Source organism: Pseudotabrizicola sp., from assembly GCF_030656345.1.
Taxonomy (GTDB): domain Bacteria; phylum Pseudomonadota; class Alphaproteobacteria; order Rhodobacterales; family Rhodobacteraceae; genus Pseudotabrizicola.
Genome location: NZ_JAUSNR010000009.1, coordinates 1 through 10,862, shown reverse-complemented (window position 1 = coordinate 10,862; position 10,862 = coordinate 1). Strand labels below are relative to the sequence as shown.

Here is a 10,862-nt window from a genome sequence, read left to right as displayed (position 1 = left end):
TAGAAGCCCCGGAAGTAGATGGGATGGTTGCCGCCCTCCCCAGACGGCATCGCAATGTGCCAAGAATGTGGATGTGAGAGCCACAACAGCGGAGAAGGCGGCAAGATGAAGGATACAATAATCGGGGTAGATTTGGCAAAGAGGGTTTTTCAGGTCCATGGTGCATCGATCGCTGGGGAGGTGAAGTTTCGCAAGAAACTGACCCGTGAACAGTTCCGGCTTTTCATCGCCCAACAGCCCGCCTGCATCGTTGTGTTCGAGGCATGCGGCAGCGCCAACTACTGGGCCCGGGAGGTGGAGAAGATGGGCCATGAAACCAAGCTGATCGCCCCTCAGTACGTCCGGCCATTCGTGAAGCGCCAAAAGAATGACGCGACCGATGCTGAAGCGATCGTGATCGCGGCGCGTCAGCCCGAGATGCGCTTTGTCTTACCGAAGTCAGCCGAGCAACAGGCCAAGTCTGTCCTGTTCCGCAACCGCGAACGGCTGGTCCGTCAGCGGACAGAGCTCGTGAACGCGCTGCGGTCGGCGCTGTATGAATATGGCCATGTGTTTCCGATCGGCCTGGCCCATCTGAAGCGGATGGACGCGCTGGTCCAGGACCCTGACTGCGACCTTCCTTCGCTCATCGTCACTGAGTGCCAGGAGTTGCTGGCGCAGATCGCGGAGACGACAGAGAAGATCACCGCGAAGACCAAGAGGCTCAAGGCGCTTGCGGATCAAACCGATACGGCACGCAGACTTCAGACCATGCCGGGTGTTGGTCCGTTGACGGCGTTGGCAGTCGAAGCCTTTGCCCCTCAGATGGGTCAGTTCCGATGCGGCCGAGACTTCGCAGCTTGGCTTGGTCTTGTGCCACGCCAGCATTCCTCGGGGGGAAAGGAGCGCCTTGGACGGGTTTCGAAGGCCGGCCAAACCGACATCCGTCGACTTTTGATCATCGGAGCGATGACGCGCATCTTGGCGCACGCCCGGTACAAAGGTCCTGCGGAGAGCTGGCTCGGCCGAATGCTGGCGAAGAAGCCGAAAATGCTGGTCGGGATTGCACTGGCCAACAAGATGGCCAGGCAGCTTTGGGCGATGTTGACAAAGAACGAAGATTACAGGGATCCGGCAATGGCAGCTGCGATGTGAGTATCACGGCGCAGTAAACCTAGTCGGTACAACGGGGGGTGTGAGAGAGCGACGACCTGAATGGGCACAACGATCGAATAGATCTGGGTCGGGGAAACCAGACGATCTCTACGAGCTTGAAGCTCGGGAAGTAGATTCGGACCTGATCCGCGGATCACCATACCGGCCAGCGGCTTCTGAATGTGCCGCACTCAAAGGCCTGACAGAAGAGCGCCTTCGATCACATGCCAGCAGGGTCAAAAGTCTCTTGCATCACGGGCGGCAACCACAGAAGAGATCAGGGGAGCCATCCGGTAGCCTGCCCGCCTCGATCGGGTTGTGATCGTCGACCAGGAACAGGAAAACATCCCTGTCGGACGCGTAGAGCGTGGTCGTGTCACGGCTGATCTCGACATCGGGGTTGTAGACCCCGGTCGACCAGTCGAGCACCCCCGGCACCTTCCAGCGCGTGTCGCCGGTGCCATTGCCCGCTATGCGCTGCACCGCCTCAACCAGTTCATGGTCATGGATGCGGCCATAGTCCGGGCCAGTCACCGCGCGCAACTCGGTGCGGCCATCTTCCGTCTCAAAGGTCTTCACCTGCTCGGCGCGGTGGTTGGTCAGACCGTATTGAAGATTGATCCCCGCCAGCGGCGCGGGCAGCTGCCGCAGGTAAGAGGCCGGAGCGCCGACGATGCTGGCAAGCTGGCCAAAGGCCCAGTGCGTGGGCGCCACCGGTTCATGCGCTTTCGGCAGCATCAGGTGCAAGCGCTCGGGGTTGTCGCGTGCGGCCTCGACACGGATGTCCGCCGTCTGCAGCACCCGGCTGCGGCTGCGCTCGGACCGACCCTTCACCGAAGCCCAAAGATCGTCGAGCGACAGATACCGCTCATCATCTGGCCGGTTGAACCATTCGGACGACACCCGCCCGTTCCGCTCACCCCGGCTCACATCAACCTTGTAACCGCTCGACCTCATCGTCCGCACGGGGTCCAGAATTTCCACATTGTTCATAGCAGTCTCTCCGTGACGGGCGCCGGAAGCCTCTCTCCCGGCCCTGGCCCATCACCGGATAACCTTCCTTCCTCGAACTCTCTGAACCGACGTCAGGCACAAACACCGACAGGAATGCCAGGCCCTCGTCACGGGCCTTTAAGTCAGGTCGAAGAGGCGTGGGAACAGGACGTCATGCGTCTTGCTGGGAAAGCGCAGCATCAGGGCGCTGCGTGGGGTCTCGGACCCGATGATGCCGTCATCAAGAAGTGATTTCATGGTGGCGCGGGCCGTGCGGGGTGCGACGCCCAGCAAGGCGGCAACATCCCCACGGTCAACTTCGCCGCGCAATAGAACGATGCGCAGCAACTCCCCTGCCCTCTCGCCCAAACCTGAAAGCGCAGCATAGCGCGTAAGCCTTTCGCCTATTCGGTCGAAGTCGAACATGCCCGCCATGAAAGTGACCTGATCCTCACAAACCGCGAGGAACCACTTAGTGAAAGTCACAAGCGCAGCCAACGACAAGTTCCCGCGCCCGTCACGGTCGCCCTGACGGACACGGTCGGCGAGTTGCATCATCTCACGGTATTCATCGCGACCCGGCAGGCCATCCTGTAGACCTCGGGCCAGCCCGCGCGAAACGGACCAGAGCCCCCCTGCCCCGATCCCCGCATGATGCGCCATTGCATGCGACATCAGCCGACTTACACGCCCGTTCCCATCGTAGAACGGATGAATGAAGTTGAAGCGATGATGTGCAGTCGCCACGGCAAGTGTGCGCGTGACCTGACCATGCAGCCAATCCAGCCGAAACCGGGTGTGGTAATGCGCCATGAACGAGGGAACGGTGTCAAACGGAGGCGGAACATGGGCGCCAACCTCTACGTCGCCCTGCCGCCATTCCCCGGGAACGATCCGGACCACTTGGCCCCCATGGCGCAGCGTCAGCATCTCTTCAGTGGCGCCTTCATAGAAGGCTTCGTGAAGCCATTTGATGAACGACGGATCACTCGGATCTGCGAGCGTGCCCTCGATCGCCCGGCGGTCGATCTCTTCTTGCAGGTGGACATGGGCCGCATGTTCTTGCTGCAGCGCACGACGCCCTGGATCGGCGTCAAAGTCACCGGCGAGTGCCCGTTCAATGTCGCGCGGGCGGGTGTTGTTTCCTTCGATACGGTTGGAGTAATAGCTGTTCATCATCCGCACCATCGCGGCCAAATCGGCCAGGGTACGGGCAGGCAAGTTCCGGCCCAAACCGCGCGACGACTGAATCAGCCGGTTTGCCGTCTCGACCAGGTCAAGCGGGATGTCATCTTCGAGCCGGGCAGGCTCTATCCGTGATGGGGACACGATGTACGTCAAGCAGACTCCAGAATGCCACTAAGTGTGACGCGCAACATATTCTGTAGCTTTAGAAAAAGCTAGGATAAAGCGGACATCTGCCACTATCATATGCCACTAAGCCGTGCCACTCTCGGCTTTGGGGTGTGGGTCAGGACATGTCCGGAGCCACACCGCCTTATCTGATCAGGCCGCTTCCCAGACCTGATTCAGTATCCTTGCCGCAATCTCGGATTTGTCCTGCGGCAGGAACCGACCGTAGTGCTGAGCGACCATGTCGGGCGTGTCCTGAATGGCATAACTTGCCTGCTCATAGGATCCAGTGCGTTTCAGGATGTGTGTTGCCAACACATCGCGCACATTATGCGGCCCGTGCGGCAGAAGGCCTTCGATGGCCCCGCGCTTGGTCCACGGGTTATAGATGCCGTAGCGTTGAATCGCGGAGCGCCATGCCTCATAGAACGTGTTCTGGCAGTAAGCCGCGTTGGTGCTCGTCATCTTCGCCGTCTTGACGAAGAACGTGCCCGGGTCAGCCGCTTCGCCAATCAGGCGCGCGCGATGGCGCTCGATCCAAGCTTCGATCAGTTCGTAGAGTCGCCCGAGGTCCGGGAGGATCAGGCGGAAGGGCTTGGAACCGAAGAAGGAGGAATTGGCATTCTTGAAGGCGACCGACGGGATCAGGATTTCCCACCCTTGGTCGCGGCTGCTCCAACGCAACTCGCCCCGCTTCAGGTCTTCCAGCTTGCGCTCCGAGGTCGGCAAAGTCCCTGGCCGGCACAGCATCAGTTCGCGCAGGTTCTTCTGACGGAGCCCCGTGTGAAGGCCGATGCGCAGCATCAGGAATGCCCGAACAGCTTCTGCCGTTGCGCGTGCGATGTGCCGTTCATCTGGCATCCGCTGCAGGATTTCTTCGGTGATCTTACGGTACTCGCCGACCGGGCTTGGCGCTTCGAGCACCGGCAGGATGGGCTCGAAGGGGTCTCGATGGACCCGAACAACTCGGTCGATCTCCTTGATCCGCCGACGGGCGTGTTTGTACATGCGATCACAGGCGGCAGGCCAATCTGACTGAACGGCGCTGATGTCAGCCTCGGTGACCAAGCCTTCGATTGGAAGAAAGCTGCTCCCCATGCGGGGCGATTGGCGCAGCCAACCGGTCTCTTCCCGACAAATCGCTGCAGCGATCGATAGGAGGTCGATCTCCCATTTCGTGTAGAAGCCGCGCCGGCGCTCCCGCCAGTGAAGGTACCAATCCCAGACCTGCGGAAAGATCATCATGGCAAAGGTCAAGAGCTTCGGATCGACGCCGAGCCCCTGCACTTCGCTCTCGGGTGGGGCCACGAACGCCCCGAACCACAGCCCGAAATGCTCCACCTTCTGGGAGGCGGTTTCCGTCCCCCACACCCCATTCCGTTGCATGCCGAAGGCAGCGAAGGTCGACGTCTTGAAACGCAGAAGGTCGGCCATCTCGTCGTTCAGGCGTTTGGGCGCGATGACGATGCCGGACTCTTCCGGCGACCGCGCGGGTGAAGACTTGCGAACTGGCCCTGAGGCACAACTGAACCGAACGGCATAGCGTTGGCGAATGGCCGCCGCCTGATACCTCCGATAGTCCGTGGACCCGCTGATGATCACTGTTCGGACCCAATTCAGGATTTCCGCCTTCTCCTGGCTTGGCCTGCGGTTGAAATCCTCGGGGAGGTGCCATGCCAGACGCCGGCGCTCAGATGGCGAGATGTCGACCAGATCAAAATCGCCCGGTGCTCGATCGGGCAGGCCAGACAGGCTCAGAAAGTAGCCCGCTGGCAGCCGATACCGCCGCTCGATGCGTCCGAGGATTTCCAGGCTGATCGCAGCGCGTGGGACCTTCTTGCCGCGCCCCCAACTGATCAGCGTACTGCGATTGACACCGTCCTCGGGGCCCACCACCGCGTTGTAGAGGTGGTAGATGGTTTCGCCATGACGGCGGGCGTGCAGTTGAAGGGCTTCGCCAAAGGTCGCCGGATCTTGCCAGGCCGTGTCCAGCGGCTCGGGAAATTCGACGACCGCCCTTGGTTGGACTCCAGGCTTCTTGCGGACCTTCTCGGTACCTGTTGCTCGAGCGCCTGTCGGGTTTATGGCGGACCCGCTGGATATGTAGCGTGTTGGTCGGCCTCCGGCGCGGCCCGGACGCAGGGCCGCATTCGAAACCTCGCGGGCCACCGCGTCGAAGATAGGCTGCAGCGTTGCCCGGTGGGCACGGAAGCGATCGACATCGATGTCGAGCATGGCGGACAGCGACTGCAGGTCGAGCCCGCTGCCCCGGTAGGGTGGGTACTCGTTTCGCGCGAGCAGGTCGACCAAGCAGCGATAGAGCAAGCGCACCTCACCTTCGGTGAAGATCGACGTAAGCCTAGCCTCGCAGAATTCTGCGATCTTGCGCGGTGTGAGTGCAGAAGATGTTGATTTCATTTTCCATCCTTCGATTTCTGGGGTGGCCCAGCTATCGAAAGTCCGCGTGAAGGTGGAGAGCAGGTTGAATTGTGTAATGTTCGTTGCCCGTCAACATGCCCGAGTTCAATTTCTTCCCCATGTCCACCGCGGTGGACATCAAACATGGACGCTTGTAGATGTTGAGAGCCTTTCCAGGATCGTGGCTGGTCTAAACGTAGCCACCTTCTTTCCAAGGGTGACACTGTGGAAATAGGCGGCGTAGTTTCGAATCCGGGTTCCTAGTTGGAGTAGAATGAAAACAGCAGCGGCGGTTCTCTTAGAACCCACACGCCTGCTTGCTTCGTGGAACGTTCCCGGCTGAATGCCCATCATCGGAGCGAGGTTCTGTGCATGTCTTTCGATGTCGTCCCACGTTCGCAACGCCGCTGGGGCGAACGCCGTAGCTTCTTGGCAAACGGCGGTTAGCATCTGGACGCTGGGTAGTAGATCGTTCTCAGCGCCTTCAGATTCTTTTCTATCTTTTTCTGATTTAGAAAGGTGCCGGACAATTTGACCGTCATTGGCGGGCAGTTTTGTTGTAATCATAACGTCCACCACGGTGGACATTTGACCGAGATGGCCTGTGATCTGATCCAGCAGGCAACGATATTCGGCAACCGCCAGCTTTCGCCGAATCGTTCTGCGAGTGCTTTCTGCAAAGGCGCTTCCAGGTTCGATACTGTCGATATGAGCCAGACCGACGAGAATTTGCTTACGCAGAAAGACCTGATCGCGGCGGGCCTCTTCCAGTTCTGCGGCTGCATTGAGGAATTCACCAGCACGCCTCAACAGAGGCGAAAGCGAAAGGCCAAAGCTGATGACCTGACCATTACGCGAGCTGACGCGATAACGCTTGCGGTTCGGGCTGTCATGGCGCGCGATCATTCCAAGGTCTACGAAACGGTCGATATGGCGACGGAGAGTCCGTTCGTCCACGCCCCCGATCCGTCGGCAGATTTCCAAGTTTGAAGCAAACACAGTGTCACCTTGCCCTGGCCGGAGGAAGCTAAGGAGAGCTTGCAAGGTCTGGATGTGCCCCGGCTTTAGTCCGAAGGCACTCCGTGCGTCGCGCAGAGCTCGAAAGACCGTCCAGATGTCGGGAGGCGTACAATTCTCTTGCCGGTCGCGCTTTCTGGCGCCGGAGGAACTTGCGGAAACCTGAGTGAATGCCATGTTTTTTTGAACGACGGCCACGTCGGCCCATAGCTTTCCCGGCACCCCCCACGATTTCTCGCGCAGAAGGCAACAAAAATCATGTCCACCGAATCGGTGACTCTTGACCAGTATGTGGGAGGTTGCTACATCATAGGTGCAAATCGATGATGGGCTCTCCGAGGGAAACCTTGGGGGGCTCTTTTCTTTTTGGCCTTCGCTACTCTCCTTCTGCTCGCGTTACATGTTTAAGGGCAGGGGTCAGTCTTCCCGCCTTCGCTCATCCCGCCATTTCTGGAAGAGGTCACGAAGCGTTGCTTCGGCACGTTCCTCCAGCCAAAGGCCGAATTCTGGATTGTCCTTGCGGGCGACTTTAATCCCGATGGACTTGGCGTCGACGGAGAGGGTCGCAACAACGTTGCCACCCTCGTCCTTTACCGTGGAACTGCGCCCCGTCGCCGAGAGGTTTATTGAACTCTTCGCAGACCGCTGACAGGCATTGTACACAGTCTGGAATCTGTCGATGCCGGTAGCGTCTTGGGGCAGGGCGGCCAAGGCGGTTCGCGCAACCTCGGTGAGAGCCACCTTCGAGGCCAACGCAGCAAGATCACTCCACTGACGCCGTCCGGTTCCATGAGCCGGGCCGATCAGTCGGATCAACTCTTCGGGGAGTTGTTCGATCACTACCCGGTGATTGGAGATGCCTTGCCTGGTCAATCCAAGTGCGTCTTGGATGACGCCTGGCTTATACCCAGCTTCCTGCATCTCTTTGATGAACAAGGCCTTCTCAATGAACGACGGATCGAGCCGGAGGTTGTTCTCTTGTCCTTGGGCGATCAGCGAGGCGTCGTCGTCCAAGGTGCGGACTATAGCCTTGACTGGTCCGCCAACCTTTCTGATCGCGGCAAGTCGCCTGCGCCCGTAGACGACGCGGTAGCGATCCGGCTGATCAGAGGGCCGAACCATGATCGGAACCTGCTGGCCGTGCTTGCGGATGCTCTCGGCTAGCAAGTCGATGCCATCATCTTCGAAGGCCATCCGGTCCCGCAAGCCATCGACCTCGATCTGCACAAGGTCAATATCTCGGATGGAGTTGGCAGTGATCTCTCGAAGGGACTCCCTCAGCCCGCCGACGGAACCGCCAAGTTTTGTCGGTTTCGCCGGGACAGGGGAGGGGGGCACGTCCACAGCAGGTTGGTTGAAGATGTTTCGGCCCATCAGCGTCGACCCCATGCCATTTGAATCGTCTGTTCAAGCTCATCCGCGACGTTGTTCACGCTGCTCAGGGCTCGGTCGATCGTTTTGCGGATCAACTGGCCCGGATCCACTTCATAGATCGTCTGCTGCGTCATTCCGGCGTCCGAAATGGCCGTGGACTTCAGCATAGGTTCCGTCATGACCTGGCCCGCCAGGATCGAACGTAGATACCCAGCCATTTGCGTCTGCGGACCATCGGAGGGTTCGTAACGTGTGATCAGGAACTTGACGAAATCCCAAGCCACTTTTCGCCCGATCGCCTCTTCAACCGTTTGCACGGTCTCGGAGGCAAGTTTCAGGAACTGGCTCATTGAGGCAATATCTAGCATCCCCGGGACCACGGTCACCAAAAGCCCCGTCGAGGCCGCAAGTGCTGTCAGAGTGAGGAACCCAAGCTGCGGCGGGCAGTCGATTAGAACCAGATCATAATCCGCGCCGACTTCGTCCAGCGCCAAAGCCAGACGTTCTGCAAAGATCGGCTGCACGCGACGCGCCAAAGCATTTGCTGTTTCGGTTTCGTATTCCGACAGCAGCAAGCCCGCAGGCACCATGTCGAGGTTGTGGAAATAGGTCTTCTGAATGACCGATGAGAGCGGAACTTTGCCTTCGTAGCGCAGGGCGTCATAGACCGTGCCGCTGTCAGAAAATTCGAGCTCGGGTCTGATGCCGAAGAAGGTGGTCAGGCTGGCCTGTGGGTCAAAGTCCAGCGCCAGCACTCGATAGCCGCGCAGGGCAAACCTTTGAGCCAGGTGGATCGTAGCAGTGGTCTTTGAACTGCCGCCCTTGAAATTCACAACGGAGATGACTTGCAGCCGGTCGCCGTCCCGGCGGCCCGGCAAGTATGCTTCTGCATTCTTTCCTGTCCGGGCAAGTATGTCGCGCAGGGTGTCGATCTCTTCGGCAGAATAGTAGCGGTGCCCACGTCCGTCCGTGAAGACCTCGGGAAAGCTTCCATCCTTGTGGCGGTTCCGCAGATTCGACGGGCTGACGCGCAGAAGTTCAGCGACCTCCGTCGAGCTGAAGCGCCGCAGAGACTTGCGCTCTTCCGGTTGAAAGGCAGCCCGCATTTGCCGGTTCAGCGATTCTGCCAAGCTGTCCGCAAATGCACCGATGTCGGCTGTGCCGACCCCGCGATTGAGATTCATGCCTCGTTCAGTCATTCACTGCCCTCAGGCCCTTGTTAGGGCTCTTTATGATTTTGACGGCATTAAGCCGATCTGACGCGCTTTGTCGTCAGAACCGAAATGACATGAACGAGTGAGTCCATCAAGAAGAATCTAGATATGGTGGAAAAAGTTATGCACAGCGCTATCGAGCGTCAACGGGGAGGTGCGCTTCCTTCTGGGTGATCTGAAGAAGATCCTGCACGTGAACTATCCAGTTCTTCACCTTCGCTCGCCGCGTGAGGACCGCCATTTCGGAGTTCATACCGTCGTGGACTGGCCGATCGACAGGACGCCCAGATTACCTGAGTGTTGAAAGCAGCCCTAGCTTCTCGGCCCGTTCAATCAGCATCTTCACTGAAGACGGTTGCCAGCTTGTTCGCCCACGGGGTGTTCGCTCACGCATCGCTTCCAGCCGGGTGCAGATCGCCTGAAGCGTGATAGCGGGATCCGCGCCCTTGATGGCGGCGACGATGGCGGGCAGCCGGTCGTCGGTTTCACGGCGGCCGGCGCGGTCCAGGACCGTCTCGGGCAGGAAGCCGTCGCGGACATAGGCATTCACGGCACGTAGCAAGCGGCTTTGTGTCCACTGTCGTTCGCGGGGCAGGGGGCCGTTGACGATGCGCACCACGTCTTCCCAGGCCAAGTCGGGCCGCAGGCGGCGGACATGGGGCACCCAGTCCTGCGCCGTCTCGTTCAGGCGCTCGAGGTAGCCGTTCTGTCGCGCTAGCCGCACCTTTCGCAACGCCGCCGGATCACGGGCGCGCAAACCCGGATTGCCGCCTACCCTGCCTTTGGTTCTTGCGCTGGCCAGTCCCGCCTTGGTGCGTTCCCGGATCAGGGCGCGCTCGAACTCGGCCGCGGCGCCCAAGACCTGCAAAGTGAACTTACCCTGCGGAGACGACGTGTCGATCGGGTCCATGAGCGAGCGGAAGAAAGCGCCCTTGGCCTCCAGCCGCTCGATGACCTCCAGCAGATGCGAGAGCGACCGCGCCAGACGGTCGATGCGCACCACGACCAGCGTATCGCCCTTGGAGATGCGTTCCAGCACACGGGCCAGCACGGGCCGTGCGCGGTTGCCGCCCGAGGCCTGCTCCTCATGGATCTCGACGCAGCCCGCGGATTTCAGGGCCTGCGACTGGGGCAGGGGGGTCTGATCCTCGGTCGAGATGCGCGCATAGCCGATCAGGGGCATCAAAACAGGCCGTTTGCAGTTTCATATACCAGCAATAAACGACCGTTTGTAAAAAGATGCAAGGATGCTCTCTGTGTGTCGCGTTTGTTTCCCGATTTCAATTGAAGCGGTTAGGTGAAACCTGAGCGATCAGGTTGCAGCTTGGCATTTCAGCAAAAACTCGTCGGAAGGGCAGG

7 protein-coding genes and 1 pseudogene are annotated in these 10,862 nt (G+C 59.6%); 1 reads left to right on the top strand and 7 read right to left on the bottom strand.

Annotated features, from left to right (window positions below; translation table 11 throughout):
- Positions 1–105 precede the first annotated feature (105 nt).
- Complete coding sequence (locus tag Q7J44_RS03675; RefSeq protein ID WP_045682673.1) at positions 106–1,134, top strand: IS110 family transposase; 1,029 nt, start codon at positions 106–108, stop codon at positions 1,132–1,134.
- A 270-nt stretch (positions 1,135–1,404) separates the two neighbouring features.
- On the opposite strand, the pseudogene Q7J44_RS03670 reads toward Q7J44_RS03675, so the two are convergent.
- From Q7J44_RS03670 to Q7J44_RS03640, 7 genes and pseudogenes are all read right to left on the bottom strand, one after another.
- Positions 1,405–2,127: pseudogene (locus tag Q7J44_RS03670) on the bottom strand (DUF932 domain-containing protein); the annotation flags it as partial.
- A 138-nt stretch (positions 2,128–2,265) separates the two neighbouring features.
- The gene (locus tag Q7J44_RS03665; protein ID WP_304877083.1) at positions 2,266–3,468 is read right to left on the bottom strand and encodes a Fic family protein; all 1,203 of its coding nucleotides are present in this window, start codon (positions 3,466–3,468) and stop codon (positions 2,266–2,268) included.
- A 165-nt stretch (positions 3,469–3,633) separates the two neighbouring features.
- A complete protein-coding gene (locus Q7J44_RS03660; protein ID WP_304877081.1) occupies positions 3,634–5,898 on the bottom strand; it encodes a hypothetical protein in 2,265 nt (754 codons plus the stop codon).
- Between the two features lie 138 nt (positions 5,899–6,036).
- Positions 6,037–7,092: a plasmid replication protein RepC gene (repC, locus tag Q7J44_RS03655; RefSeq protein ID WP_304877086.1), complete on the bottom strand. Its 1,056-nt coding sequence runs from the start codon at positions 7,090–7,092 to the stop codon at positions 6,037–6,039.
- 240 nt (positions 7,093–7,332) lie between these two features.
- The gene (gene repB / locus Q7J44_RS03650) at positions 7,333–8,289 is read right to left on the bottom strand and encodes a plasmid partitioning protein RepB (RefSeq protein WP_304877079.1); all 957 of its coding nucleotides are present in this window, start codon (positions 8,287–8,289) and stop codon (positions 7,333–7,335) included.
- Positions 8,289–9,473: a plasmid partitioning protein RepA gene (repA, locus tag Q7J44_RS03645; protein WP_304877077.1), complete on the bottom strand. Its 1,185-nt coding sequence runs from the start codon at positions 9,471–9,473 to the stop codon at positions 8,289–8,291. Before repA ends, repB begins: the two co-directional genes overlap by 1 nt.
- 319 nt (positions 9,474–9,792) lie before the next feature.
- The gene (locus tag Q7J44_RS03640; protein ID WP_304877075.1) at positions 9,793–10,686 is read right to left on the bottom strand and encodes a recombinase family protein; all 894 of its coding nucleotides are present in this window, start codon (positions 10,684–10,686) and stop codon (positions 9,793–9,795) included.
- Positions 10,687–10,862 lie beyond the last annotated feature (176 nt).

Bases quoted from the DNA above. Each gene is read 5' to 3' on its own strand.
- Q7J44_RS03675 (WP_045682673.1), top strand. From the start codon at position 106: ATGAAGGATACAATAATCGGGGTAGATTTGGCAAAGAGGGTTTTTCAG.
- Q7J44_RS03660 (WP_304877081.1), bottom strand. From the start codon at position 5,898: ATGAAATCAACATCTTCTGCACTCACACCGCGCAAGATCGCAGAATTC.
- repC (WP_304877086.1), bottom strand. From the start codon at position 7,092: ATGGCATTCACTCAGGTTTCCGCAAGTTCCTCCGGCGCCAGAAAGCGC.
- repB (WP_304877079.1), bottom strand. From the start codon at position 8,289: ATGGGCCGAAACATCTTCAACCAACCTGCTGTGGACGTGCCCCCCTCC.
- repA (WP_304877077.1), bottom strand. From the start codon at position 9,473: ATGAATCTCAATCGCGGGGTCGGCACAGCCGACATCGGTGCATTTGCG.
- Q7J44_RS03640 (WP_304877075.1), bottom strand. From the start codon at position 10,686: ATGCCCCTGATCGGCTATGCGCGCATCTCGACCGAGGATCAGACCCCC.